The organism is Mycobacterium sp. SA01, assembly GCF_041287105.1.
Taxonomy (GTDB): Bacteria; Actinomycetota; Actinomycetes; order Mycobacteriales; family Mycobacteriaceae; genus Mycobacterium.
Map to the genome: position 1 here is coordinate 276,347 of NZ_JBGGNO010000015.1, position 26,128 is coordinate 302,474.

Below are 26,128 nucleotides of genomic sequence, written 5' to 3' on the forward strand. Positions count from 1 at the left end.
GTATCGGGGTCAGGACTTCGGCTCGCCGGATGCCTCGTCTGCGGGCTTGCTGTCGGGCAGGATGATGCGCCTCGTCGCGACGGGCTTGCCGTCGACTTTCTTGGTGACCTGAGGGTTGGCGGGCGGCGGGGTCGTGATCCGGCCCTGGACCGGGGCGCCGTTCTTCACGGTCGGCACGGACACCCGCTTGGTGTCGGCCTTGGCGTCGTTCTCCGATTTGCCCGCACCATGCATCGCCCCCGGCGGGATCATCGGCATGCCGCCCATGCCACCGGCGGGCGCCGATGTCGGCGCAGCCATTCGCGGTGCCGGCACTTGGGTGTTCGCCGCTGACGGCGAGGTGCCTGCGGCGGGCACCGGCGGCGGCCCGAGCATGGCGGTCGGCGAGGTACCGCCGATTCCACCGCCGCCACCACCGGATCCGCCTCCGCCAGAGCCCATTTCGCCGGGTGTCTCGCCGAACTCACCAAGCGGGTCGGTCAGGCTGGCTTTGTCGAGTTCTGCGGAGGCGCCACCGGCCTGCTGCATCATGCCCATGCCGGCCTGCATCATCTGTTGGGCGCCTTGGGCGACCTGCTGCGGGATCTGGGCCAGCGGCTGCAGTGCGCCGCCCATCGCACCGGCCATGGCGCCGGCGAGCTGAGACGCCATCTGCGGGAGTTGTTGGGCCATCTGATCGGCTTGGCCTTGGCCGGCAACGCCTTTCATCTCGGCGCTGGCCTGCTCGTCCTGGGCGGGGAACTTCGCGGCGGCCTCGGCGGTCTTGGAGTCGCGCTTGGCGTGTTCCTCGATGCTTTCGGTGTTGTCCTTGGGGTCACCGAGATTGGCGGCCAGTCCGAGCACACGCAGCAGTTGTTCGATGGGGGTTGCACCGGCGACGAGCGGATCGGAGGTGATGGGTGGTGGGGGGATGTTCCCAGCGTTGGCCGACTGGTAGCCGCCATCGGTGACGTTGAGCTGTCCGCCACTCATCGGTGCACCTCTCCCTTCAGCGCCAGGTTCAGGACCTGAAACCACGCGAAGTGGTAGTTGGCAGCGGTCTTTTCGCCCTTGATCAGGGCGTCGATGGTCGCCAAGAGCTGCCAGTTGCCGACACTAGCGGTGTCGACATGATCGGGGTAGTCACCCAGGACCTTGGCTGCGACGTTGGCGAGATGCTCGCGGAGCAGCTCGACTTCGGAGTCCAGGTAGCCGGTACCGGTCGATGCGGCTTTGGCCAAGGTGTGGGCCAGGCGGGGCAGGCCGTCACGCCACTTGGTGGCTTGCGCGAGCTCCCAGCCGAGGTCGTCGACTTCCGCGGTGTCGCGCGCGCGGATGGACATCTGCGTGGGTTGTGCATCTTCCGCGGGCGGAAGGTACTGGCCGGGAGCGTAGGCGGCGGTCAGGGTGGTCTCGCCGAGCAGCGCGTCGAGTGGCCTGTTGCGGCTTCCTGGCCTGAGAAGCTTTATGCCGGTCGGGATTTCGACGTGCGGCGGGATCCAGCCGCTGGCCAGGTCGGTGGCCAGGACGGTGGTGACGTCGTCGCGGTCGCCGATGGCCCAGCGCAACTTGGGTTCCTGGCGCGCGACGGCGTCGAGCAGTCTGTTGAGGCGCTGCTGGGCTTGTGTTACGACGGCGCTGGCGCCGGCCATGGCGCCGGTAGTGGTTGCGGCGACGGCATTTTCGGTGAGCCCGGCTGGCGCGGGGGCTGCCGTTGATGCGGCTGTCGGAGCTTGACGGACGACCGCCGGCTGATTGAGCTGGGTGCCGGCGGACGGGTGGACGGGTGCCGATCCGGGGGAGGCGGCGGCCGGCATGGCCGGCTGGGCAGCGGGTGCGGTGGCCGCCGGCGGCCGCAGGTCGGCGCCGTAGGCGGGTAGCGGACCTTGGGGTGCGGCGGGGGCAGCGGTCGAGGGCATGACGGGCGCTTGGGCTGCGGGGGCGGCGACGTAGGTCTGGGTGGTGTCTGCCGGGGGAGCGACGGGGGGTGCTTGGGTGGCATCGTAAGTCGGTGCGGTGTGCGCTGTTTCGAAGAGCTGCGCTCCTGCGGTCGGCGCTGTCGGCGCCATCGGCGGTGCGGCCATGCTCTCGGAATGAAGGGGCGCCTGCGGCTGCATGGCGTGGGCTGCGGTGTTCGAGAGGCCTTCAGCGCCCGACGACACAGGGCCGCCGGCTTGTGCGCCGTTGTTGAAGTTCTGGGCGAAGCCTTCGGGAGAGAGTGCGTTTGTGGGGGCTGAAGTTGATGTCGACGGCGCGAGGGGATTCGATGAGGCCGAGATACTCTGTCCGCCGGAAGCGATTGAACCTCCTGGTATGGAGCTGCTCGCTGAGGGTGCTGGCATTCCCGGGATACCTGAAGTCAGCGTTGGGTTAGAAATTGCGGCAGGGGGCTGGGCCTGACCTTGCTGCACAGCAGCTGCAAACGGTGCGTCCGCACCTTTCGGGGCGCTGGCCGCTACGCCACCGGTCGAATTGCCAGTCTGGACCGCGGTCGGAAAAGAACTGGTTGCCTGGCTCCCGGCATCTGAGAAATGTGCCGGCCCCTCAGACTTACCGCCGCCGGCGGCGTTCGAGAAAGAATCGGAACCCGTACTAGTAAGACCACCACCTCCCGATGCGTCTGAAGGCGGAGGTGACTGCTTTAATAGCGCCGAAACCTGCTGCTGTACAGACTCTTTGGTGACTGGTCGACTAAATGACGATGAATCGAATCCGTGCTGGGTCGCAAATTGCCGCGCTGTTGTATCGAAGCCTGATGTGTGCAGAACCTGCTGGATCGAATTGAATATATCGTCACTATGGCCAGCGGCCTTCGCCCCAGCGTCGCGTTGTGCTTCTACAACAACGTCAACGATTTTAGTTATCTTGATGGGCAAAGGTTCTTTGGATGATTCGATGCTCTCAATCTGAGACTTGCCGCGTTGCGCAATGGCACTCAAATCGTCGCGTAGTGCATTAGTAGCGCGAATGGCGCCGTCGTAGGCCGTCCGTTTCGCGCCGTTCTTCTCTGATACCTCTAGTGCATTGTCCTTGCCGCGCTGAAAGGCCGCGATTGTGTCGTCCGCCGTCACGCCTCGTTGGTCCGCAAGCGGTCCTGAACAAATTGATTGCAATATTTCTGCGTAGTTCTCGTACGTTGTTCCGATTGTGCCTCGATTGGCCGCTGCAACCGAGAGGGAGTTAAGCGATGCGGAAGATGGCCATTGGTGACCAACCAACAGGTAGCTCCAACCGTCTAACTCCGCAGATGTCATCCGCAGGCCTGTTTGATTCGGTTGGTTGTTTCGTCGCCAGACTTATAAAGCGGATCCAGTTCGTCTTGAGACGCTTCGCCCAACTGCGCGATCGCAACTTTTTGGTAGGTTCCAGCCAAATTCTCGACGGCAGACTTGAGATCGTCCGGCGCCGCTGGGTTGCTGACAAGACTTTGCGACAAGTAGGCACTTCCCGCAGTCAATGCAAGGCGGACATTTGCGGCTACGGCCAACACGGCTACGGGGTCCGACCCCTCGTTTCGTCTCCCCGCCGCTTGAACACCCTTGTTTGCGTCTTGGAACGCATCGCAAACAGCATTCTTCGAATCAGCGACTTCTTGCTGGCTGTACGTCTTCGCGGCCGGAGTCTCAGGCTTCGGCACCGGTCTGAACCAGGCTCCGATGGCAACAGCGACAGCTATCACCGCGATGACGATGGCGATGGTCGATGGCAACCGCGACTGGCCTCCCGATGGGGGAGGTCCCTGCCACGGCGCTGGTCCTGCAGGCCCGGGTCCGTACGGCACTTGCGACATGTCGAAATGGTATCCCTTGCGTTTGCCGGTCCGCTATTCACCAAAAGGTGCAATACCCGCTCCGACCAGCGTGTACACGCAGTTCAACCGCTTCTACAGCCAATGCCAATTCGCCCACGCTGACCACTGATCGTTAGCTGGCCCAGACGCAACCGTCACCGAACCTTGACTTGACCCGCCAGGAACCCCACAGGGACCATGAACCGATGCGCCGAGCCGTCGTTTCGATCTGTGCTGCCTTCAGTGCGGCGCTGGTCGCGCTGTCCTCGGCACCGCCCAGCCACGCCGAAACCCCCTGGTTCCAGTCCAACGTCGGCAACGCCACCCAGGTCCTTTCCGTCGTCAGCACCGGCGGAGCCACCGCGAAAATGGATGTCTGGCAGCGCGGCGCCAACGGTTGGCAGCCCGTCCTCGTCGGTGTCCCCACCCACGTCGGCGCCAACGGCATGGTCCCGCAGTCTCACGACGGCGAAATGAAGACGCCGATGGGCATCTTCACCCTCGACTTCGCCTTCGGCACCCAGCCCAACCCCGGCGGTGGCCTGCAATACGTCCAGGTCACGAAAGACCACTGGTGGGACGGCGATATGAAGAGCCCGACCTACAACACCATGCAGGTCTGCAAGAAAGCCGACTGCCCGTTCGACACCAACCCGGCCAGCGGCACCGAGAACCTCTACATCCCGCAGTACGCCCACGCGATCGTGATGGGCGTCAACAAGGCTCGTATCCCCGGGAACGGTGGCGCATTCTTCGTCCACACGACCGACGGCGGCCCCACCGCGGGATGCGTCTCCCTCGACGACGACACCCTCGTCAAGATCATGCGCTGGCTTCAGCCCGGCGCGCTGATCGCCGTCGCCAAATAGCGCGCATCGAGCGTGCGGTTTGTCGTTGAAACTAGCGACGATCGTCGCCGAGAAGCCCCACGCTCGACGAGCGCGAGCTAGGGGTTCGGGTTGATCGCGGCGCCGGGCGTCGCCTTGAAGTTCAGCGCCTCGGTCGACATCGTGAACTCGTAGGTCCGGTCGTAGCCGGTCTTGCTGATCTTCCAGCCGTCGGGCGTCTTGCGGTAGCGGTCCCGGTAGAACGCCGCGCCCTCCAGCACGAAGTTGAATTCCGGCACGATCACCCGGTCCTGCAGGTACCAGATGGCCTCGGCCTCGTCGCCGTCGACGCTGATCTCCGGATGGGTGACGCGGTGCTCGGTCAGCACGCCGGCGGGCATCGACTTGCGCATGAACTCCACCAGATCCTTGCGGTTGGTGAAGCTGTGCTCCTCACCGAGGGACGAGCCATAGTCACCGACGATGTCCTCGGTCAAAGTGTCGGCGAAATCGTCCCAATGCTTGGTGTCCAGCGCCCGCAGGTAGCGGTACTTGACCTGTTTGATCGCTTCGATTGCTTCCGCATCAGCCATGCCGGTCATTGCAGCACACCGAATGTGTCGACGGGGGCGGTTGTCCCGGTGACAATTGTGCCCATGGCTGACCCGGACAAGGCTGATGCCGCGGTCCCGCGAACCACCTTCCTCGACGGCTTCCTGCGGTCGCCGTTCTCCGGCATCGCACCGTGGATCGTCATGGCCATCATGTCGGGGCCGGGCCGCTTCGGTCAGGCCGCGGCCGCCGCGCTGGCCCTCACCCTCATCGTCATGTGGGCGGGCAGCCGTCGCGGCATCAAGGTGCATTCCCTTGAAGTGTTCGGCGCCGTGGTCTTCGCCGCGTTCGTCGCTTTGGGCATCTTCGGCTCGGCGGCGCTGGTCAACTGGCTCGAGTTGTGGGCCGGCGAGATCACCAACGGCCTACTGGCCGCCTACGCGCTGGCGACACTGGCGATCCGCCGCCCGTTCACGATCGCCTACGCCCGTGACACCGTCGACCCCGAACACTGGGACAGCCCCCTGTTCATCCGGGTTAACTACACACTGAGCGCAGTGTGGGCCGGCGCGTTCGTCCTCAACACGGCGGTCGGCACGTTCGGCGACGCGGTGCTGCACGACGGCGACAACTTTTGGACCGGCTGGATCGTCCAGCTTGCCGTCACGCTGATCGCCGTCGCCATCACCGAGTTCTACCCCGACTACGCGCGGGCGAAATCCCTGGCTGCCAGCGGCGAATCCACCGAACCCCCACCATCATTCGGGAAGCTCCTGGACTGGTTGCCCGGATTCGTGATCGGTATCGGCATCGCCGGCTGGGTCAGCGGCGCGCTTCCCGCCGGAGTGGGTATCGCGTTGATCGTGGTCGGGATCGTCGCGGGGGTGGTCATGCGAAAAATGTTCCCGGAACACGACGAGAAAGAGGAAACGACATGACAAAGCTTGCGGTCATCTACTACTCGGCAACTGGGCACGGCACTGCTATGGCGAAAATGGTTGCCGCAGCCGCCGAAGAAGCGGGAGCCCAGGTGCGCGTGCGGCACATCGCCGAGACCCGCGACCCCGAATCATTCGCGCAGAACCCGGCGTGGACCGCCAACTACGAGGCCACCAAAGACCTGCCCGCCGCCACAGGTGAGGACATCGTCTGGGCCGACGCGGTCATCTTCGGCACACCCACCCGATTCGGCTCTCCTGCAGCACAATTCCGAACCTTCATCGACTCGCTGGGCGGTTTGTGGGCCCAGGGCAAACTCGCCGACAAGGTGTATGCCGCGTTCACGTCCTCCCAGACCGCCCACGGCGGACAGGAAACCACGCTGCTTGCTCTCTACATCACGCTCATGCATTTCGGCGGCATCCTCGTCCCGCCCGGCTACACCGATCCGGTCAAGTTCGCCGACGGCAACCCGTACGGGGCCAGCCACATCACCGGCCCGAACAACCAAAATCCGATTGCCGACGAGACGGCCGCCGCACTCGAGCACTTGGCGCGACGTGTAGTCACCATCGCCGCGCGGCTCGGTCAGGCCGATCCCGGATGAGGCTTCGTATGGGTCGGCGGACTTCGCTGAGCCCCCACGCCAGCGCAGCGTGAGCACCGACCCAACCGCCAAAAATGCTCTGCAGCTGATGAATTCGGCAACTGACGACGGTAAGGAAGTCAGAATCCTCAGCGCCTACGAGATCGGCGTGCTCAAGGATCTGGGCTTTACGATCGCGCTCCCGGTGTCACAGGTCTGAGGGTGGTGAAAGCCTCAGCCAAGCTCGTTTTCGTAGCGCTGCGCGATGGCCACGAGTTCTTCGCGGACCGTTGACGGCGGCATCGCCTCGATACGTGCGTACAGACGGCGACGCGTCATGGCCCGCTTCATGTCTTTGCGGAACTGCGCAATCGACGACATTTTCTCAACTCCTTGATGTCCCCCGGTTCAGCAGGGGATTTGTTTTTTGCTGTAGACGTCCATCAATCAGGGATCGCCTGTCTGAAGGAACACCTCGATGCTCCTTGTTAATTTCAGGTAAATCAACTTTGGCCCTGTGAGATTCGCGACAGGCGCACGCGAATGCGTGTGCTTGTGGCCTGCGTCATGTGACGGCGCACACGATGAACGACGACGGGTGACGGCGTTCGCTGTATTACGGGCTCAGTCCTGTAGATACCGGGTGACCATGTCCACCAACAGCTGACGCTCGCGCTGCCATTCCAGGTGTGAGTTCACGATCATCTCGACCAGCACCATGCCGCGCAGCGACGACCAGATCACTTCGGCCACGCCGGGATCGTCGGAGATCAGCCGGCCCAGTTGGTTGATCGCGGTATTGATCTCCAACAGGTGGCGTGTGGCGCTGTCGCCGTGGGTGCCGCGAGTGGCTCGCAGAATCTCGAATGCCGCCAACGACGTCGGACTGCTGTAGCAGCGGAACGCGGTGTCGACGACGACCTCGATGCGCTCCCGCAATTCCAGATCGGCGACATCGGCTTCGCCGAGGCTTTTGAGCAAGCCGGCCACGCCCTCGTCGACGACGGCCATCAGCAACCCGTTGCGGTCGCCGAAGTGGTACTGGATGACGCCCCAGGTGACCCCGGCCCGCTCGGCGACGTGCTTGGCGGTGGCCGCCTGGAAACCTTCTTCGACCACACAGCGCACGGTCTCGTCGATGATCAACGCCCGGGTGTCGTCGCCCCGCTTGCGCGGCGCCTGAGTCTGCCGCGTCGGGGGAGTGCCCAGCGCTTTCACATCGTTGACTTTATAACATTGAGCCGACTATGTTTCGCGGTATGAGCCAGCCCCTCAGCCGTTATGCCCAGTTGTCCCGGGCCGAACTCGCCACCCTGGTCCCCGAACTGCTGTTGATCGGCCAGATGATCGACCGCTCCGGTATGGCGTGGTGCATTCAGTCGTTCGGCCGGCCCGAGATGCTGCAGATCGCCATCGAGGAATGGGCGGGCGCCAGCCCGATCTACACCAAGCGCATGCAGAAGGCCCTCAAATATGAGGGCGTCGACATCTTCACAATCTTCAAAGGCCTGCAACTCGACATCGGCGCACCGCCGCAATTCATGGACTTCCGCTACACCGTCCACGACCGCTGGCACGGCGAATTCCACCTCGACCACTGCGGAGCCCTGCTCGACGTCGAACCGATGGGCCCCGACTACGTCAAGGGCATGTGCCACGACATCGAGGACCCGACGTTCGACGCGACCGCCGTCGCCACCAATGCCAAGGCGCAGGTGCGTCCGATTCACCGCCCACCGCGCACGCCCGCTGACCGCCAGCCGCACTGCGCATGGACCGTCATCATCGACGAGTCCTACCCCGAGGTGACCGGCATCCCCGCACTGGACGTCGTGGCCAAAACCAAGGCCGCCAACTGGGAGCTCGGCCCGATCGATCCGAATGACGAAGGCCAAGCAGACTATTCGGGTGTGCTGGTGTCCGACGTCGACTTCGGGGCGTTCTCGCACTCCGCGCTGGTGCGCATCGCCGACGAGGTGGTGCTGCAGATGCATCTGCTGAATCTGTCGTTCGGTATCGCGGTACGCGCCCGTGCCGGTGACAACGAACAGCTGGCGACCGACATCTGCACCAAACAACTCGTCGGCATCGCCGGTGTGGCCGCCGAGCGGATCAAGCGAGCCCTCAAGCTGCCCAACGACTTTGATGGTCTGGCGAAGGTCATCGAACTGCACCCGCTGTTCAACCCGGCCGGTTACGTCGTCGCCGAGGTCGAAGGCGGCCGGTTGCATGTGCACCCCTCGCCGGCGCACGACGACGGCTCGTGGGTGCCGCTGTGTTCCCCGACGTCCCCGGGACCGTTGCAGGCCATCGCCACAGCCGTCGATCCGTACATCGCGGTGCGCATCACCGGCACCGCTGACGACTGGACCGCCGAGTTCGAGAAGACCGAGACCGCAACCAAGGATTCCCCCGAGGTGGAGGTCACCAAGTTCAGTCAGGGCGTCACTTTCGAGTTCGAAGAACGCCTCTCCCTGCCGCTGACGGTGGTGTAGTCGATGGCCTACCGCGTCGTGCAATGGGGCACCGGGGCGGTGGGGGTCGAAGCCATCCGCGGTATCCTGGACCATCCCGATCTGGAATTGGTTGGCGTCAAGGTCTATTCGGAGGCCAAGGCAGGCGCTGACGCCGGCCTGCTGGCCGGGCGGGACCCGGTCGGCGTCACCGCGGCGATCGACGTCGACACTTCAGCGGCCGACGCCGTTGTGTATGCGCCTCGGCACCCCTCGGTTGACGACGCGGTTGCGATCCTGGCGTCCGGGGCCAACCTGATCACCACCGCCTTCGCGTTCCACCCCGCGCGGATGGAACCGGCCGATTGCGACCGGCTCCGGCAGGCCTGCGTAGACGGCGGCAGCTCGCTGCACGGCACCGGCCTGAACCCCGGCAACCTCGGAGTGGTTGTGCCGTTGGCGCTGACCGGTATGTCGCGGAGCGTCGAGCACGTCATGGTGCAGGAACGCGCCGACTGGTCGGTGTACGACAGCACCGAGATCACGTTCGACCAGATGAAGTTCGGCAGTCCGATCGACGAGGTGGACGCCCATACCGACGGGTTGAGCTTCACCAGTCAGCTTTTCCAGGAACAAGTTTGGCTGCTGGGTGATGCGCTGAATCTGGATGTCGACGAGGTCACCACCGAACTGGAGGTGATTGGCGCCAGCGCCGACCGCGACGTGTGCGGGCGGACCCTGCGTGCCGGCACCGTCGCCGGTCAGCACTGGCGGTGGACCGGCCTGCGCCAAGGGGTTCCGGCCGTCGAGGTGGAAACGCTCTGGACCGTAGGTGAACCGCAGCCGAAGCACTGGCCGTCGCCCCGGCACGGGTGGACCATCACCATCGAAGGAACCCCGTCGATGCAGGCGCACCTGATGACGCTGGCCAGTTTTCGTCGCGACGTTCCACTAGACGAACATGTGCGGTCAGCCAGTGTGGCCACCGCGATGCAGGCGGTGAACGCTGTCGGTGCTGTGTGCGACGCCGCCGCTGGTTTCGTCACGATGGCGGATCTGCCGCTGAGTCTGTACCGAGGCGGTCGCTGAACCGGTTTCGCCGTGCGCGAAGGTCAACTTGTCGACGGGGCTGCCAACTGCGCGCACACTGGCAGTTATGGATAACAACGGACCGTTCGGGTTCGATCCCGACGACATCGATCGCGTGGTGCGCCAGGCCAGTGAGGGCCTTCGCGACGCCTTCGGGCAGTTCCTCACCAGCTCAGGGCAGGGAGCCGGGTTCGGCGTGCTGTTCGACGAATTCAACCGCCGCACTCGGCCACGCTCAGAACCAGAGACCGCGGGGGAGGCCGGCGACGGGGTGTGGACGGTCTACACCACCGACGCCGACGGTAAAGCCCACGTCGAACAGGTGTACCGAAGCGAGCTCGACGCACTGCGCGCGAACAAGCACAACACCGACCCCACCCGGAACGTCCGGTTCCTGCCCTACGGCATCGACGTCAGCGTCCTCGACGCGTCCGAGAACGCCGCCCCGACCGAGGACCAGCCCGAGTAGCTACATCGTCAGAACCATGCGGTAGCGCGCACGGCCCTCGTCCATGGCTGCGTACGCTTCGGCGGCCTCGGCCAGCGGTCGCTCCTCGATGCGGGCCCGCACCCCGGATTGCAGCGCGAAGTGCAGCGTGTCTTCGACGTCGGCGGAGGTGCCCGACGGATGCCCGACCACGCTGAAGTTGCCGAAGATCAGATCGCCCGGAGCGATGGGCAACGGATCGAACGTGGCCCCGACGATCACCAGCTCGCCTTGCGGCGCCAGTCCGGGGACCGTGGCCGCCATGGCCGCCGAGTTGGCCGCGGTGGCCAGCACCACCTGTACACCGCCGAGCTTCTGCAGCGCCTCGCCGACGTCACTGGCCGTGGAGTCGACGTAGTGGTGGGCGCCGAGCTCCTTGGCGTCGTCGGCCTTGCCCGCCCCGCGCGCGATCGCGATGGTCTCGAACCCCATGGCGCGGGCCCACTGCACACCGAGGTGCCCGAGCCCGCCGATGCCCAGGACGGCGACCCGGTCGCCGGCCACGGCGCGCGTGGTGCGCAGGGCGTTGTAGGTCGTCACCCCGGCACATCCCATCGGGGCGGCTTCGGCGAACGACAGTCCGTCGGGAATGCGCGCCAGCGCGGTGCGGGGCACGATGACGGATTCGGCATAGCCGCCCGGATAGTTCCAGCTCGGAATTTCTAGGTTCACGCACTGCATGAACTGGCCTTTGCGACAGGGCAGGCAGGTGTTGCAGTTGCCGCCGAACCAGCCCACCGCCACCCGGTCACCGACCGCGAAACCGTCGACGCCAGAGCCCAATTCGGCGATGGTGCCGGCGATCTCGTGGCCCGGGGTGATCGGCCAGGTGAGATTCGGGAACGACCCGGTGACGAACGCATGGTCGGTGCCGCAGACCCCGCAGGCGTTGACGGCGATGCGCACATGGTCTGGCGGAGGTGACGTGGTTTCGACCTCCGTCAGCTCCAGCGGAGCATTGGCTGATTTCACGTGTACGGCGCGGTGCGTCGCCATGGCACTCCCTTGAGTCGTGGCACTGCTGAGTTCACTGGACTTTACTCAGCATAGCGGTGGTAATCCTGATTCTGCCTCGCCGGGTCCTGTTTGAGAACGGTTGCGGACCGACAGACGAGCTAGTCGAGGATGCGCCGCGCGACGTTGGTGCTCACCAGGTCGAGCAACTCATCTGCCCGGCCGGCCAGGATCGTACGGATCGCGTAGAGGGTGAAACCCTTGGCTTGCTCCGCGGAAATCGCTGGGGGAATGGACAATTCCTGCCGGGACACCACCACATCGACCAAGGCCGGCCCGTCGTGCGCCAGCGCATCGGCGACGGCCTGTTCCAGATCGGCGGGCTGCTCGACTCGGCGGCCGAACATGCCGATCGCCTGGGCGACGGCACCGAAATCGGGGTTCTTCAGCTCGGTGCCGAAGTTCACCACCCCGGCGGCCTTCATCTCCAGCTCGACGAAATTCAGCGAGGAGTTGTTGAAGACGATCACCTTCACCGGCAGGTTGTTCTGCACCAAGGTGAGTAGCTCGCCGAACCCCATGGCCAGCCCGCCGTCACCGGCAAGGGCGACCACCTGACGTCCCGGGTACGCGGTCTGCGCGCCGATCGCATGCGGCAGCGCGCACGCCATGGTGCCGTGGGTGAACGATCCGGTGAGCCGTCGCCTGCCATTCATGGTCAGGTACCGCGCCGCCCAGATGGTGGGTGAGCCGACGTCGAAGGTGAACACGGTGTCGTCGTGGGATAGCTGATTGACCACGCCCGCAACGTATTCCGGACGGATCGGGGTGCGTTCGCGGTCGTTGACGGCCAGCGAGTCCAGCGACTTGCGGGTGCGCTGATAGTGGTTCAGCGACCGGTCCAGGTGCGTCCGGTCGGCCTTGCGGGTCAGCAGCGGCAGCAGCGCGTCGATGGTGTCCTTCACCGAACCGACCAAACCGAGATCCACCGGCGTACGCCGGCCGAGGTGGCTGCCGCGGATGTCGACCTGGATGACCTGAACGTTGTCCGGATAGAACTGCGAGTACGGGAAGTCGGTGCCCAGCATCAGCAGCACCTCGGCTTCCTTGATGGCTTTGTAGCCAGATGCGAAACCGAGCAGCCCGGTCATCCCGACGTCGAACGGGTTGTCGTACTCGATGTGCTCTTTGCCGCGGAAGGCATGCACGATAGGCGAATTCAGGATTTCGGCAAGCCGGAGCAGCTCGCTGTGTGCACCCGCGGTGCCGGCGCCACCGAGGATCGTCACGCGCGACCCCGCGTTGAGGATGCCCGCCGCGCGCCGCAGCGACTCGTCGTCGGGGCGCACCACCGATCGGGTCGGCAGCACCGGTTTGGTGTTCCAGTCACGGTCGGGGAGCTTGGCCAGGAACACCTCACCCGGGATCACCAGGACTGCGACACCGTTTTCCTCGATCGCGGTGCGCATCGCGATCTCGACCAGGCGTGGGGCCATCTCCGGAGTGCTGACCAGCTCGCAGTAGACGCTGCACTCCCGGAACAATTCTTGGGGATGCGTTTCCTGGAAGTAGCCGGTGCCGACCTCGCTGAGCGGAATGTGCGCAGCGATCGCCAGCACCGGCACCCGAGTGCGCTGGGCGTCGTAGAGGCCGTTGATGAGGTGGGTGTTGCCGGGACCGCAGCTACCGGCACATACCGCCAGTTGACCGGTCAGCGCTGCATCGGCAGTCGCGGCGAACGCGGCCGTTTCCTCGTGGCGTACGTGCTCCCACGCCATGTCCTCGGAACGTCGGATCGCATCGGTGAATCCGTTGAGACTGTCACCCGGCAGTCCGTAGACACGATTGATACCACTGGATTTCAGGGCCGCGATGAGGTGCTGGGCGACGGTTGGCACAGCAGAAGTCTAGACCTCAGCGGCGACGGTGACCGGGCTGGCGGCAGGTCCGAAAGGCTCTTCCTCGGTGCGGCGGCGGTCGATCGCGAAGCAGGCCAGGCTGGCCAGGAACGCGACCACGGTAATCGCCGCCGCCAGCGCTGACGGACCCGGGCCACCCGGACCCAGGGTGCTCAGGAACAGCGCGAACGCCACGATTGCCGACAGATTGAGCATCAGGCCCAGCGTGCGGAGAACCTCTCCGGTGCCGCCATCCTGATCGTTCATGATCGCTCCCAGGTGTCGAGTTGTGCTGGCTTAATATCCCCGCCTGGCGGCCGGTCGAAACCACCACGGAGCAACTCGGTCACGCATGTGGGAATCCGCCATGAGCGCAGCGATCGACACCGACACGTGTCAGTTCCGTATGGGTCGGGTGCTCGTGCGGGGGCCTACTGGACGGGTTAGACGGTCACCAGTCCGGACTGGCCGGGCACGTGCAGGTGGCCGTTGGGGTCGACCTCGTCCCACACCGCGGCGTAGATCTGCATCTTGAGCGCCTGCGCCGCTGCTTCGACGTTGAGCACGTCGGCCAACTCGTCGTAGCCGTAGTACAGGATCGACAGCGCGGTGGTGGCCAGGAGCACGTTGTTGATGGCGACCTGTGCGGCAGCCCGGTTGCCGAGCGCGGCCTGGTAGAGCGCCGGCAACACATTTCCGATCGGCAACGCGGCGCTCAAGCCCGGCACCATCTGCGAGACGCGCCAGCTGGCTTCGTAGAGCTCACGCACCACGGGCCGAGCCTCGACGGGAAACGCTGCCACCAAACTCTTTTCGGCGTTGTACACCGCGGTCGGCATCCCGTACGGCTTCGGGTCGTCGGCGGGGAACGGGTTGATGACATCCGGCAGCTGAATGTCCGGCAAGGTGACGTCGCTGGCCGACGGGGTCACCGCGGCGGCGAGCGTCGCCGTCGCTTCCGGGGTGACCTGGTCGGGCGGCGGGGTGGTCGTCGCCAGCGGCAACCCGGCCTCACCACGGTTGTGCAGCAAGGCAAACGGGTCGAAGAGGTTCCACAACGAGGAGATGAACCAGGTCTGCAGCTGCAGGGCAGGCGCTTCCAGGTTAAGCACGTCGGCGACTTCGTTGTAGCCGTAGTACAGCACCGCGATCGGGTTGATCGTGACGATCAGGTTGTTGATGACGCGCTGGGCGGCCGCCTTGTCGCCTTCAAATGCTGAGGGCAGGTCGGTCACGATATTCGTCAAGGGGACGACCACGTTGACCCACGGGATCATCTGGGTGAGGCGGTAACCCAGTTCGAATCCTTCACGGGCGACTGCTTTTACGGGGTTGGGGAACACGGCCATGAAGGACTGCTCAAGAGTCCAGATGGGACCTGGCATGTCCTGCGGCGCCGGCTCGGGCGGCATCCACCGGAACGGGTTCCAGAAAGCCGTCGCAGGTGTGGCGGCGGCGGTCGGCGTTGCGGCAGCGGTCGGCGTCACGGCAGCATCCGCCGTGGACGTTTCGGTGGTCACCGAGGCAGCGGCCGGTCGAGGCGCGGCATGTCCGGTGCCCTTGAACAGGCCCTCGAGCTTCGTGACCTGAGCGGCCTCGAACTCGGCTGCGGTGGTGGTGACCGATTTCAGTGCCGACGCGGCGGGCTTGGAATCGGAAGATGCTGCGCTGCTGACCTTGTCGGCGGGCTTCGACACCGCCTTGGTGCGCTTCGTGGTGCCGGTCGCGGACTTCTTCGGCCCGGCGTTGGGCTTGGCCGAATTTGACGCGCTCGATGATGAATCCGATTTGCCGGTATCAGCGCTTGCTACGCCTTGGCTTGCTGCGGCAACAGCCGCGCCCACCCCGACCGCAACCGCGAGTCCGCCAACGTACCCGACGTATTTGTTTGACCCCATTTGCTGACCCTTCGTTAGCTCTAGGGCATCGTAGAGGAGCGGGCAGGTCAGGGCCACCCCAAACGGTGAACGGCACGGTTCCGCATGCTTGCCCTATGGCGACGCCAGGGTTGCCCGGCCGGGTGTCGCCAAGCCGCCGTAAGCGGGCCACCGGAACAGAATCCGAGGTCATCGCATGTTTGCGCGACCGGCGCAGCTCGGTGGCGGTCGTACCGAACTCAACTGCCGAGAATTAGCGGCGGCGTAAGGATGTGGTCGGCGTGGCGGCACGCGCTCGCGCCGGGTTGTATCGCGACACCCACGGGGAAGCCGGCCGTTATTGGTCAGATCGTTTATGCAGGTCAATCGGCTGTTCACCGGGAGTTCGGCGAGGCGGAGTAGAAGAGATGGCCCCGGTTACGCGCCCGGCCAGGATTCCATTCTATGGTTTAGCCGTGCCAGAAATTGATCGTCGAAGCCTGATGCTCATGGCGGGGTTCGGCGCGGTCGCCGCCGCCCTGCCGATGCCCGTGGCAGGTGCCACGCCCACGCGCCCGCAAGCGCCGGCGCCCAATGCTGCGGCGCCCGCGTATCTCTTCCATGACGAGTTCGACGGACCGGCCGGCTCAGCCCCGGATCCCGCCAAGTGGCGCATCGCCAAGGCGCGCGAGACCATCAAGAACCCGGTGTTCTGGGACCGGCCCGAGAATATGGGCCAGTACCGCGACGATCGTCAGCATGTCTTCCTGGACGGCAACTCCAACTTGGTGATCCGTGCGACCCGCAACAACAACAAGTACGTCAGCGGCAAGGTCATGGGGAACTGGTGGGGCGGGATCGGGACCACCTGGGAAGCCCGGATCAAGTTCAATTGCCTGACCGCGGGCTGCTGGCCGGCCTGGTGGCTGATGAACGACCACCCCGAAGTCGGTGGCGAGGTGGACCTCGCGGAGTGGTACGGCAATGGTGAATGGCCCTCGGGCACAACCGTTCACGCGCGTCTGGATGGGACGTCCTTTGCCACCCAACCGATTCCGATCGACGGCGACTGGCACACCTGGCGAGTCACATGGAACGACTCCGGGATGTACTTCTGGAAGGACTACGTCGACGGCGCCGAGCCGTACTTCACGGTTCCGGCCAATTCCATCGACGACTGGCCGTTCAATTTCCCCGACTACCGGATGTTCCCGGTGCTGAACCTGGCCGTCAGCGGCTCGGGCGGTGGCGATCCGCGGCCCGGCACCTACCCTGCCGACATGCTCGTCGACTACGTGCGGGTCTGGTAGCAGACGCGGCGAGGCCTGTGTGACGTCCCGGCGACACCGCGGACATCACTTCTCTGCTCGGGGTTGGCCTAGTTCATGCCGGCCGCGATCACCTCGTCGACCTCGGTGGCTCGGGCCGCCATTTCGGCGTGTGCCTTGTCCAGCGACTCGGCCTGATCTTCGTCGGCTTTCATCAACGCCTCGATGTTGAGGTCGGCCATGTCGTGAACACCCATGTCCCGGAAGGCTTTTTGCACCTTGTCGCCCCACAGCCCGATGTCCTTGACGATCGGTACGATGCGGCTGAACAGGTGCGAACGGAACTGGATCATCAGCGGCGAATGGTCAACCCACTCGGCGCACTCCTTGACGTCGAGACCCAGCCTCTCCATGACCTCCTCGCCGCGGAACCGGTCGCGCATCAGGTAGCAGGCATCCACGACGAATTCCTCACGGTCGTCGCGCTCGGCCGTGGTCAGCTCGGAGTAGTAGTCCTTCAACGAGATTCGACCGAAGGCCACATGTCGTGCCTCATCCTGCATGACGTAGGCGAGCAGCTGCTTGGCCAGCGAGCCCTCCGGCGCCAGATCCCGCTGCACCCCGAACGCTGCGAGTGCCAGTCCTTCGATGAGGACCTGCATGCCCAGATACGGCATGTCCCACCGTGAGTCGCTGAGGGTGTCTGCCAGCAGAGCGGAAAGGTTGGAGTTGATCGGGTAGACCAGACCGATCTTCTCCTGCAGGAATCGTGAGAAGGCTTCGACGTGCCTGGCCTCGTCCATGGTTTGAGTGGCGGCGTAGAACTTGGCGTCCAAATCGGGGACCACCTCGACGATCTTGGCCGCACACACCATCGCCCCCTGCTCCCCATGCAGGAACTGCGAGAAGTTCCAGGCCTGGTTGTGCTGGCGCATCTCGGCGCGGCGCTTCTCGTCCGCTGACTCCCACGCCGGGCTGCCGAACAGCGGGTGGAACTCGTCGGGCATTCCGACCGGGTTCATCGGGTCGACGTCCAGGCTCCAGTCGATGCGCGACTGCGCGTCCCACTGTTTGTCCTTGCCCTTCTGATACAGCGACAGAAGTCGGGCCCGTCCCTCGTCGTATTCCCAGGTGAAGCGGGCGTCGCCGGCGCTGGGGACCTCCCATGAGTAGGGGTCGGGCACCTGGGTGTACTTGTCTTTAGTGGTCACGAGTTGTCGCCTTTCGCCCCGGTCTTATGACTTGAATCACACAGTGCGCCCGTTTCGGCGGCCTCGTCAAGCGACATCGTCTGATCAGCGAAATTGAAGTAGACGACTACTTAATGCCCGCTCGCTACTTCCAATGCTCGTCGAGCAATGTCGACCAGGCGTGGCTCAGTTGCTTCCACTCGTCCGGGCAGCCCTGCGCACGTTCTTGGGGGAGCCCGCCGTCGCTGATCATGTCGGCGTTCGCATCGGGGTTGGAGCCGTAGATCCAGCACTGCAGGTTGTAGACGCGCTGTTGGTCCAGTGAGTGGACGTCGGCCATATCCGCCGCGCCGAGTTCAGTGCGTGCGGAGGCGGAGGCTTGGAACGCGCGGGCGAAATTCGTGATCGCTTTCAGCGATTCGGTGTCCACTTTGCCGTTGTCGCCGGGGGTCAGCAGGATGTAGGCCGCCAGTTGGTCGGCGGCGTCCTCTTCTTTGCCGGTGATCGGCAGGTCGTAGAGGGTGATCGCCATGTGGCCGGTCTCGTGATAGAACGTGGCGTCCTCGGAGCCGATGGCCGATGCGGTCGGATCCTTGTCTCCCGCCTTGGTGAAGATCTTCTCCCCGAGGTCGGCGTCCTCGTAGCAGATGGTGATGGTCTTCTGGCTCGGGCTCCAGAAGGCGTTGGCCTGGTCGCACTGCGAGCCGTGCAGGGGGATGTCCTGGGGCAGCTTCAGTGACTGGTTGATGTCGTCGGCGAGATCTTCCAGAACCATGTTGTCCTGCAACAGTTTTTTGCCGTTCTGCGCTTCAGGACTGGTGGCATCGTCGTAGGTGACGATCATCTTTCCGCCGGCGTCTGCTGTCGCGGTGTCCTCGGGGCCTTTGGCTTTTGGGGTCTCCGACACTGCTGACCCGGCCGAGGATTCGGCCTTCTCCTCGCTGCCGCCGCCACCGCACCCGGTCAGCAACAACCCAACTGCCAACACCGGCAGAATCCGAGCGCTCATCTTCCCGACCTCCGTCAACGCCACTGGTTATTGACACGGTCGCAGATTTACGCCGGTGGTGGGGGTGTTAGATCAACTCTCGCGGAGAAGCACTGCCGAGGAACTGGGAGCATGGAGGCAGCAACCGCCAGCAGGGAGACCAAGTGCCGCCGACGCTAGACGTCCTGTCAGACCATCGCGACGAACTGGGTGAAGGGCCATGGTGGGACGCCGAGGACGGCACTTTCTACTGGGTGGACAGCACGGGGTGTTCGGTGCACTGGGTTTGCCTGGACGGCGGTGACGTCACCACGATCTCCACGCCCGGCGAAGTGGGCTTCGTCGTCAAAACCCGGTCCGGGCTCCTTCTCGCCGGCTGCCGTGACGGCCTCTATGCCTACAACGGTGATAACTGGGAGTCGAGGTGGACGGGTAGTTGGGACACCTCGAGCGTGCGGTGCAACGACGGAAAAACCGACCGCAACGGGCGTCTGTGGTTCGGCACGTTGCACGACCCCGAGACCGAGCCCGTCGCGCATCTCTATCGCGTCCGAGACGGACGGCCGCAGGTGCGGCTCGACGGCGTCACCGTGTCAAACGGTCTCGGCTGGTCGCCGGACGGCACGCTGATGTACTACGCGGATTCGCCTACCCAGATCATTCGGGTCTTCGACTACGACGCGGCAGCCGGTGAGATCCACAACGGACGAATCTTCGCGATGGACGTAAAACCATCTGATCCGGACGGCCTCACCGTCGATGCGGATGGGTGTGTCTGGTCGGCGAAATGGGATGGGGGCAGGGTCGTCCGGTATACGCCGGACGGCCGGATCGATCGCGAAGTGGAGGTGCCGGTGTCGCGGCCGACCAGCTGCATGTTCGTGGGCAGCGATCTGCGCACGCTGGCCATCACGTCGGCGCTGCCTGACGTGCCGGAGGCGGAACCACTCGCCGGCGCGGTGTTTCTCGTCGACGTCGGCGCTCAAGGCTTGCCCGAGGCGCGGTTCGACGAGCAGCAGCTAACCGATTGAGTCGAGGTTAATTGGTTGACAACCTGTTTCGATCGGCCAGCTTGAGCTGCCTGGCGATCAGAAAGAGCGGGAACGAGACGCTGATCGCGATCACGAAGCCGGCCGCGACGTAGGCCCACAGATAACGGACTCCGAGTCGACGGCCCTCGGCGATCATCAGCACGGTTGCCGCCAGCGCGACGATCAACAGATCGTTGGTCAATGACGACGTCGCGTAGTTGACGTACCCGGCCGCGAAGAAGCCCGTCAGGCCGCCATTGCCCTCGCTGAGCATGTAGGCGACGGTGTTCCCGAACGCGAACACCAGCGCGGCGATTGCCAGGACAAGGTAGATGCCGCAGAGCAGCTTGTCGGTTCGAGGCAGGCGCGAAATCGTCGTCATCGACGGATTATGCGCCGATCGGTCGCGGCTGCGACGCCGATCTCAGGTCGTCCGTGGAGATTGCAATACGGAGTAATCGATGCCTCCGCCATCTGCAGGGACGTGCGTCGGGCTATTTTCTGCGGGTGGCTTTCTCATATGACCCCCGAGGACTGATCGGGCGCGCGGTGGACGCCGCGCGAGTGGGGCTCGACGTCTACAGCTGGGCCGAGGAACAAGTCGTCGGTGCGATTCGGCAGGGACTCGATTCGCTGGACCCTGCCGAGGCTCGCGAGGATGCCGCCCCCGAGGCAGTGTCGGAGGCATCAGTGCCGGACCCCGATTCGCTGTCCGGGAAGATGGGCCGGCTGCTGGACCGCGCGCTCGACCAGAACACCAAGGGGAGTCAGGTCGAGCTCTACCACCACCTGCTTGATCAGCTCGTCGCCGACGAGGCGCGCATCCTGGGCGCACTGTCCGACGGGTCGTCGTCGCCGATGGTGAACATCTACACCTGGCTCAGTCCACGTGTTCCGGGGCGGGCGGCGCTGGAGAATGCCTCGTTGATCGGGCGGACGGCGAACGTGGCTCTGCCGCAGATGGTTCCGCAATACGTCAGTCACCTGCTGTCACTAGGCCTGGTCGAAGCCGGCCCCGAAGACCCCGCCCTGGCCACTGAGTACGAGGTACTGATGGCCGAGACGTCGGTGCTTGCGGCCATCAAGAGCGCGTCGCGCGGTCCTCTGACCGCCAAAGTCGAAAAGTCGACATTGACGCTGTCGCCGCTCGGCACGTCGCTGTGGGCGGCCGCCACTGGGGAACTCGGTCAGTGAGCTCAGTATCCGTGCTGGCTATCTCCAGCTGGACTGAGATCAAGGCCGACTTCAGCGCCTATTGGATGGTGTACCTGTCGATGCCGTTCGTCGCGGCGTTCGTCGGGTGGAGCACGAAAATCGTGGCGCTCGAAATGCTTTATCGCCCGATCGAATTCAGGGGGTGGGGCCCGTTCGGATGGCAGGGCATCGTGCCGCGGCGGGCGGGCAAGGTCGGCTCGAAGACCATCGATCTGCTGACGTCCAATCTGCTGAAACCCGAAGAGCTGCTGGACCGCATCGACGCCAACGAAGCCGTCGACGCGCTGCGCGGTCCGCTCGCCGCAGCGATCGACGACATCTCCCGCGACCTTGCCGACGAGATTCGCCCCGGCCTGTGGGATGCGCTACCGGAATCCGCCAGACGGGGGATCCAGGACCGGATGCACAGGCAGGCGCCCCACATCGTCGAGAACATGCTCACCGAGATGAAGGCCGACCTGCCGCGCTACCTCGATCTGCACTTCATGGCGGTGACGACGCTGGTGCGCAACAAGGAGAAGCTCGTCAAGCTGATGCGCAGCGTCACCACCGATGCCATGGCGTTCGTGCGGCGCAGCGGCATCTACTTCGGTCTGGTGATCGGTCTGGTTCAGATGGTGGCGTGGGCGCTGTTCAAGAACCCGTGGATCATGCCGGCCTTCGGGTTCGCAGTCGGCTTCATCAGCGACTACATCGCGTTGAACATGCTCTTCCGGCCGATGCACCCGCGAAAGTTCCTCGGTTTCATCCCCTTTCAAGGCTTGCTGCATGCCGAGCGGGACAAGATCACCCGCGACTACGCCAAGATCCTGGCCGACGATCTGTTCTCACCCGAGCTCATGTTCGACGCGATCATCAAAGGCCCCGGCTCGGACAAGCTGTTCGCGTTGGCCGCCAAGGAAATCGACGCCGCCATTGACGCCCAGACCGGCGTCGCGCGACCGATGGTCACACTGGCGGTCGGCACCAAGCGATACCGGGCGCTGAAGGACCGCGTCGTCGCGCTGGTGTTGGAGCGTCTCCCGGATACCTTGCTGGAGGCCCAGGAGTACGCGGCGAACGCGTTGAACCTCGAGCAGGTCGTCATCGACAAGATGAGTCAACTGACCGAGGAGGAGTACGAGTCGATCCTGCGGCCGGTGTTCAAGGATGACGAGCCGTTGATGATCGCGGTCGGCGCGGTGCTCGGCGGCGTGGTCGGTGAGCTTCAGGTGCAGATCATCGAATTCTTCACCCACTGAGTGCGGCTACAGCGCCGGAGTGGTGGGCTGCAGAACCGCGGTGGCAACAGCCTCCGCCCGCAGGTGCTCGAAGGCTTGGTAGTCCGGATCGTTGACCATGTCGACGAAGTGTTGCCGGCTGGGATAGCGGAACAATGCCACCAGGTCCCAGTCGCCGCCAGCATCGGCAAGCAGGGATGGATGGCCGGCGCCGCCGTACATAATCGTCACCCCGTAGCGTTCCTGGATCCCGGAGCTGCTGAAGTGCTCGATGTACTCCCGGTACTTGTCCGCACCGCCGGGTGCGAACCGCACGAGGTTGAGCATCACCACCGGTGCGCTCGGATCGGCGGCGACGAACTGCTCGAGTGCGGACGTGTCGAGAGCAGACATGGTGTTCTCCCTTGGTAAGTTACTTGCTGAATAACACGCAAGTTAGTCGACGGCACTGACAAGTTCGGCCTCAGGCAGGATGACCAGGCATGGAGGAGTTGCGATCGGCTCGCCGGACTCAGGCCGAACGTCGAGAAGACGCTCGACAACGCGTGCTGCTAGCCGCCACGGCGTTGGTTGCCGTGCACGGGTCGCGCGCGGTGTCGCTGGCTGCCGTCGGCGAGGCCGCCGGGTACAGCCGCGGCATCGTCCACCACCATTTCGGCAGCAAGGCGCAGTTGCTCGAGGAGCTCATCAAGTTCACCCAGACGTTCGACGTCCCGGCTGACTCGGCGACCGGGCTCGGCCGGCTGACCGATTTCGTGGCGGCCTACCTGAGCGGACTGCACGAGCGGTCACCGCGCTCGGAAGCGTTCCTCAAACTCTGGACCGAATCCGCGGGTGCCGAACCGTCGCTGGCCGAGCTTTTCGCCGAGCGCGACGCGCAGTTCCGAGAAGTCCTCGCGCAGTACATCGTCGACGGGATCAACGACGGCTCCGTCCGACCCGATATCGACCCTCAGACCGCCGCCGTCGCAATCATCGGGCTCTTGCGCGGCAGCGCTCTGATGGCGTTCTCAACGGCGAGTGACGTGTCGGCGGCGGATCTGGCATCGGTGGCCGTCGAAGGTCTCGAGCGGAGCTTGGCGGCCGACGACTGACGCCGGTTTCGAATTTCACCTGGCCTTGCAGCGTGGGTGACGTCGGGTTCAGCGAGGAAGAACGGCGAGCCACACGTGGGTCAACGTCTCGGCTGCAGCGTCCAATGCGACCCTTCGCTTGGCGGCGGCGTAGAAGTGCCGCTCGGTCATGGACACCAGGGCAGCACTGATAGCGGCCGCGCCCAGCGGACTGTCGTCATCCGGTACGCCGGCATTGACCAACAACCGTCGCGTTGCACGGCCCGTGGCCGAGACCGCTGCCTGCCACGATGCCTCGATCTCGGGCACGGCAGGTGCCAACTCCACGGCCACCTTCATGACGGCGCCGTGCTCCGTCCACATCCGCGCAGTCTGAGTTACGGCTTCGCGCAGTGCTTCTCGCGGATCCTCAGGCGCCTGAGTCTCGGCGCGGTCAACAGCCTCCACCACGCTGGTGGCTGTCCTGCTCACCAACGCGGCCAGGACGGCGTTCTTCGAGGCGAAATAGAAGTAGAGGGCTCCGCGTGTGATTCCGGCCGCGGTCGCGATGGTCTCGACGGTCATACGGTCCAGGCCGTCCTCGGCGAGTTGACGTTCCGCCGCATCGAGAATCGCGAGCTCGCGCTGGTCTCCCTTCGACGGTGAGGCCCGGCGCCTGGTTGAGCGTCCCTTCGGTCCAGGCATGACCGGACTCTACAGGGTGCTGACAAATTTCTGCGCAGTGTCGATTTTTATCGACGTGATGTAGATTCGCCATATGTCACCTCAACACCGACGGACCTTCTTCATCACCGGCGTCAGCTCGGGACTGGGACGCGCCTTTGCCCAAGCCGCGCTCGACGACGGCCACTCCGTCATCGGCACGGTCCGTAAGTCGGCAGACGCGGAGGCCTTCAGCGCTATGGCGCCGGGACGGGCGATCGCTCGCGAGCTCGACGTGACCGACGACGACGCCGTATTCGCCGTCGTCGACGATGTCGAGTCCACCGTCGGCCCCATCGATGTCGCGATCGCCAATGCCGGCTACGGGCACGAAGGGGTCTTCGAAGAGTCCTCCATGGCTGAACTGCGAGCGCAGTTCGACGCCAACGTGTTTGGTGCGGTGGCGACCATCAAAGCGGTGCTTCCGCACATGCGTCGACGTCGCGCGGGGCACATCTTCGGCGTCACCTCAATGGGTGGGTTGATGACCGTTCCCGGCTTGGCCTACTACCACGGAAGTAAGTACGCCCTCGAAGGCATCCTCGAAACTGTCGGCAAAGAGGTCAAGGCGCTCGGGATCCACGTCACCGCCGTCGAGCCCGGCTCCTTCCGCACCGATTGGGCGGGCCGGTCGATGGTGCGGACCCAGCGCAGCATCAGCGACTACGACGCGCTGATGGATCCCGTGCGGGCGAACCGAATCGCGGCCAGCGGCAATCAGCTTGGTGATCCCGTGAAGGCCGGTCGTGCCCTCTTGACCGTCATCGACTCCCCAAATCCGCCCGCCCACCTCATCCTCGGCTCCGACGCCCTACGGCTGGTGGCGAATGGGCGCGCCGCGGTTGACCAGGAGATTGCGGCGTGGGCCGATTTGTCGCGCTCGACGGATTTTCCGGACGGCGCGCAGATCGCGAACTGAACGGCGGTACGGGGCGGCAATGGTTATGCCAAATTCCCGGAAGCTCCCCGGGCGGATCGGTGAGCCCATGATCATCTGACTGGTGATCTCCGGGCCGCACAGGCGGTTAGGCTCACTGTCCATGGGTGCCCTGGACGGCCGCGTCGCGTTCATCACCGGGGGCGCGCGTGGTCAAGGACGCGCGCACGCTCTGGCGCTGGCGGCGGAAGGCGCGAACATCGCCCTCGCCGACGCGCCCCGCCCGATGAACCTGACCTATCCACTGGCCACGGAGGAAGATCTGCGCGCGACCGCCAAGGACGTCGAAGAGCTTGGCGTGCTGTGCCTTCCGATCGCGACGGATGTCCGCGACGCCGACGCGGTGAACGCCGCCATCGAGGAAACCGTCCGCGGCCTAGGCAGCCTCGACATTCTGGTGGCCAACGCGGGCGTAGTGAGCACCGGAGCGCTCGACGAGGTGACCGACGAGGCGTGGTCGCAACTCATGGACACCAATCTGACGGGCGTGTTCCACATCCTGCGGGCTGCCTTACCGGTGATGCGCCAGCAGCGTTTTGGCCGGATCGTGGTGACCTCGTCGATGGGCGGCCGCATGGGCATCCCAGAACTCGGGGCGTACAACGCCACCAAGTGGGGCGTGATCGGGCTGGCCAAGTCGGTGGCGCTGGAGGTCGCCAAGGACGGCATCACCGTCAACGTCATCTGCCCGACCACCGTGCACACCCCGATGGTGCAGCCAGCGGACAGCGACGGTGTTCCCGACGAACTGGTACAGCGGATGATGCGGGCCAATCCGATTCCGCAGCCGTGGATCGAGCCCGAAGATGTCAGCCGCGCGTTGCTCTATCTGGTCACCGACGCCGGCGTCGTCACCGGAAGTGTCCTCGAGATCGGGCTGGGCGGCAGCGCTCGACTGCACTGAGCGGCTTGAGGTCGCGCTGCTTAGTGCCGCAGTTCAAGTGAGAGCCGATGACGGTGTGATGCTTCAGGACATAGGAATGGGGTGTGTCAAGACATCGGAATAGCTTGACGGCGTGACGTTAAGTGGATGTCGAAGGCTCGCCTGGTCATCACCGCGGTCGTTATCGAGGGTCGTAGCCAATCTTCGGTGG

General features: G+C 64.7%; 28 protein-coding genes. 13 read left to right on the top strand and 15 right to left on the bottom strand.

Going from position 1 to position 26,128, the window contains the following annotated elements; translation table 11 throughout:
* Positions 1–9 precede the first annotated feature (9 nt).
* From AB4879_RS07600 to AB4879_RS07610, 3 genes are all read right to left on the bottom strand, one after another.
* Positions 10–972: a hypothetical protein gene (locus AB4879_RS07600; RefSeq protein WP_370507093.1), complete on the bottom strand. Its 963-nt coding sequence runs from the start codon at positions 970–972 to the stop codon at positions 10–12.
* A complete protein-coding gene (locus tag AB4879_RS07605) occupies positions 969–2,063 on the bottom strand; it encodes a DUF5631 domain-containing protein (RefSeq protein ID WP_370507094.1) in 1,095 nt (364 codons plus the stop codon). Before AB4879_RS07605 ends, AB4879_RS07600 begins: the two co-directional genes overlap by 4 nt.
* A 1,166-nt stretch (positions 2,064–3,229) precedes the next feature.
* The gene (locus AB4879_RS07610) at positions 3,230–3,688 is read right to left on the bottom strand and encodes a hypothetical protein (protein WP_370507095.1); all 459 of its coding nucleotides are present in this window, start codon (positions 3,686–3,688) and stop codon (positions 3,230–3,232) included.
* A 287-nt stretch (positions 3,689–3,975) separates the two neighbouring features.
* Between AB4879_RS07610 and AB4879_RS07615 the strand changes: the two genes are divergently transcribed.
* Positions 3,976–4,638, top strand: a complete 663-nt coding sequence (locus AB4879_RS07615) for a L,D-transpeptidase (RefSeq protein ID WP_370507096.1) — start codon at positions 3,976–3,978, stop codon at positions 4,636–4,638.
* Between the two features lie 77 nt (positions 4,639–4,715).
* Here AB4879_RS07615 and AB4879_RS07620 read toward each other — a convergent pair whose 3' ends face one another.
* Positions 4,716–5,198, bottom strand: coding sequence for a nuclear transport factor 2 family protein (locus AB4879_RS07620; RefSeq protein ID WP_102805056.1), 483 nt, complete (start codon positions 5,196–5,198; stop codon positions 4,716–4,718).
* Between the two features lie 54 nt (positions 5,199–5,252).
* Here AB4879_RS07620 and AB4879_RS07625 point away from each other — a divergent pair, with 54 nt between their 5' ends.
* Entirely contained in the window at positions 5,253–6,086 is an 834-nt protein-coding gene (locus AB4879_RS07625; protein WP_370507097.1) for a hypothetical protein, read from the top strand.
* Complete coding sequence (gene wrbA, locus AB4879_RS07630; RefSeq protein ID WP_102805058.1) at positions 6,083–6,694, top strand: NAD(P)H:quinone oxidoreductase; 612 nt, start codon at positions 6,083–6,085, stop codon at positions 6,692–6,694. The genes AB4879_RS07625 and wrbA overlap by 4 nt, the downstream gene beginning before the upstream one ends.
* Positions 6,695–6,907: 213 nt before the next feature.
* Here wrbA and AB4879_RS07635 read toward each other — a convergent pair whose 3' ends face one another.
* Complete coding sequence (locus AB4879_RS07635) at positions 6,908–7,054, bottom strand: hypothetical protein (RefSeq protein WP_370507098.1); 147 nt, start codon at positions 7,052–7,054, stop codon at positions 6,908–6,910.
* A 243-nt stretch (positions 7,055–7,297) separates the two neighbouring features.
* Positions 7,298–7,891, bottom strand: a complete 594-nt coding sequence (locus AB4879_RS07640; protein ID WP_102805059.1) for a TetR/AcrR family transcriptional regulator — start codon at positions 7,889–7,891, stop codon at positions 7,298–7,300.
* Positions 7,892–7,932: 41 nt separating this feature from the next.
* On the opposite strand from AB4879_RS07640, the gene AB4879_RS07645 reads away from it, so the two are divergent.
* The 3 genes from AB4879_RS07645 (at position 7,933) to AB4879_RS07655 (ending at position 10,684) form a co-directional block, all read left to right on the top strand.
* Entirely contained in the window at positions 7,933–9,168 is a 1,236-nt protein-coding gene (locus tag AB4879_RS07645) for a hypothetical protein (protein ID WP_370507099.1), read from the top strand.
* Between the two features lie 3 nt (positions 9,169–9,171).
* Positions 9,172–10,215, top strand: a complete 1,044-nt coding sequence (locus tag AB4879_RS07650) for a dihydrodipicolinate reductase (protein ID WP_370507100.1) — start codon at positions 9,172–9,174, stop codon at positions 10,213–10,215.
* A 67-nt stretch (positions 10,216–10,282) separates the two neighbouring features.
* Positions 10,283–10,684, top strand: coding sequence for a hypothetical protein (locus tag AB4879_RS07655; protein WP_102805061.1), 402 nt, complete (start codon positions 10,283–10,285; stop codon positions 10,682–10,684).
* Here the strand turns inward: AB4879_RS07655 and AB4879_RS07660 are convergent, their stop codons facing one another.
* The 4 genes from AB4879_RS07660 to AB4879_RS07675 all read right to left on the bottom strand — a co-directional run bounded on the left by AB4879_RS07660 (position 10,685) and on the right by AB4879_RS07675 (position 15,452).
* Positions 10,685–11,698, bottom strand: coding sequence for an alcohol dehydrogenase catalytic domain-containing protein (locus AB4879_RS07660; RefSeq protein ID WP_370507101.1), 1,014 nt, complete (start codon positions 11,696–11,698; stop codon positions 10,685–10,687).
* Between the two features lie 119 nt (positions 11,699–11,817).
* Positions 11,818–13,554 carry a ubiquinone-dependent pyruvate dehydrogenase gene (poxB, locus tag AB4879_RS07665; RefSeq protein WP_370507102.1) on the bottom strand — a complete coding sequence of 579 codons (1,737 nt, stop codon included), beginning with the start codon at positions 13,552–13,554 and terminating at the stop codon, positions 11,818–11,820.
* Positions 13,555–13,563: 9 nt separating this feature from the next.
* Positions 13,564–13,821 (bottom strand): hypothetical protein, encoded by a 258-nt coding sequence (locus tag AB4879_RS07670; protein ID WP_102805064.1) that lies wholly within the window; start codon positions 13,819–13,821, stop codon positions 13,564–13,566.
* A 176-nt stretch (positions 13,822–13,997) separates the two neighbouring features.
* Complete coding sequence (locus AB4879_RS07675) at positions 13,998–15,452, bottom strand: hypothetical protein (RefSeq protein WP_370507103.1); 1,455 nt, start codon at positions 15,450–15,452, stop codon at positions 13,998–14,000.
* Between the two features lie 443 nt (positions 15,453–15,895).
* Between AB4879_RS07675 and AB4879_RS07680 the strand changes: the two genes are divergently transcribed.
* Entirely contained in the window at positions 15,896–16,720 is an 825-nt protein-coding gene (locus tag AB4879_RS07680) for a family 16 glycosylhydrolase (protein WP_233209122.1), read from the top strand.
* A gap of 68 nt (positions 16,721–16,788) precedes the next feature.
* Here the strand turns inward: AB4879_RS07680 and AB4879_RS07685 are convergent, their stop codons facing one another.
* Positions 16,789–17,889, bottom strand: a complete 1,101-nt coding sequence (locus AB4879_RS07685) for a ferritin-like domain-containing protein (RefSeq protein WP_370507104.1) — start codon at positions 17,887–17,889, stop codon at positions 16,789–16,791.
* Positions 17,890–18,013: 124 nt separating this feature from the next.
* Complete coding sequence (locus tag AB4879_RS07690; RefSeq protein WP_370507105.1) at positions 18,014–18,877, bottom strand: DUF4344 domain-containing metallopeptidase; 864 nt, start codon at positions 18,875–18,877, stop codon at positions 18,014–18,016.
* 143 nt (positions 18,878–19,020) lie between these two features.
* On the opposite strand from AB4879_RS07690, the gene AB4879_RS07695 reads away from it, so the two are divergent.
* A complete protein-coding gene (locus tag AB4879_RS07695) occupies positions 19,021–19,887 on the top strand; it encodes an SMP-30/gluconolactonase/LRE family protein (RefSeq protein WP_370507106.1) in 867 nt (288 codons plus the stop codon).
* Positions 19,888–19,894: 7 nt separating this feature from the next.
* Here AB4879_RS07695 and AB4879_RS07700 read toward each other — a convergent pair whose 3' ends face one another.
* The gene (locus AB4879_RS07700; RefSeq protein ID WP_370507107.1) at positions 19,895–20,269 is read right to left on the bottom strand and encodes a DUF2834 domain-containing protein; all 375 of its coding nucleotides are present in this window, start codon (positions 20,267–20,269) and stop codon (positions 19,895–19,897) included.
* A 125-nt stretch (positions 20,270–20,394) separates the two neighbouring features.
* On the opposite strand from AB4879_RS07700, the gene AB4879_RS07705 reads away from it, so the two are divergent.
* A complete protein-coding gene (locus AB4879_RS07705) occupies positions 20,395–21,081 on the top strand; it encodes an Abi-alpha family protein (protein WP_370507108.1) in 687 nt (228 codons plus the stop codon).
* Positions 21,082–21,146: 65 nt separating this feature from the next.
* Entirely contained in the window at positions 21,147–22,343 is a 1,197-nt protein-coding gene (locus tag AB4879_RS07710) for a DUF445 domain-containing protein (protein WP_370507131.1), read from the top strand.
* A 6-nt stretch (positions 22,344–22,349) separates the two neighbouring features.
* Here AB4879_RS07710 and AB4879_RS07715 read toward each other — a convergent pair whose 3' ends face one another.
* A complete protein-coding gene (locus AB4879_RS07715; protein ID WP_370507109.1) occupies positions 22,350–22,715 on the bottom strand; it encodes a hypothetical protein in 366 nt (121 codons plus the stop codon).
* 152 nt (positions 22,716–22,867) lie between these two features.
* Here AB4879_RS07715 and AB4879_RS07720 point away from each other — a divergent pair, with 152 nt between their 5' ends.
* Positions 22,868–23,416 carry a TetR/AcrR family transcriptional regulator gene (locus tag AB4879_RS07720; RefSeq protein ID WP_370507110.1) on the top strand — a complete coding sequence of 183 codons (549 nt, stop codon included), beginning with the start codon at positions 22,868–22,870 and terminating at the stop codon, positions 23,414–23,416.
* Between the two features lie 48 nt (positions 23,417–23,464).
* On the opposite strand, the gene AB4879_RS07725 is transcribed toward AB4879_RS07720, so the two are convergent.
* A complete protein-coding gene (locus AB4879_RS07725; protein ID WP_370507111.1) occupies positions 23,465–24,079 on the bottom strand; it encodes a TetR/AcrR family transcriptional regulator in 615 nt (204 codons plus the stop codon).
* 73 nt (positions 24,080–24,152) lie between these two features.
* Between AB4879_RS07725 and AB4879_RS07730 the strand changes: the two genes are divergently transcribed.
* Together AB4879_RS07730 and AB4879_RS07735 are read left to right on the top strand one after the other, a co-directional pair.
* A complete protein-coding gene (locus AB4879_RS07730; protein WP_370507112.1) occupies positions 24,153–25,016 on the top strand; it encodes an oxidoreductase in 864 nt (287 codons plus the stop codon).
* 121 nt (positions 25,017–25,137) lie between these two features.
* Positions 25,138–25,938 (top strand): mycofactocin-coupled SDR family oxidoreductase, encoded by an 801-nt coding sequence (locus tag AB4879_RS07735; RefSeq protein ID WP_370507113.1) that lies wholly within the window; start codon positions 25,138–25,140, stop codon positions 25,936–25,938.
* Positions 25,939–26,128 lie beyond the last annotated feature (190 nt).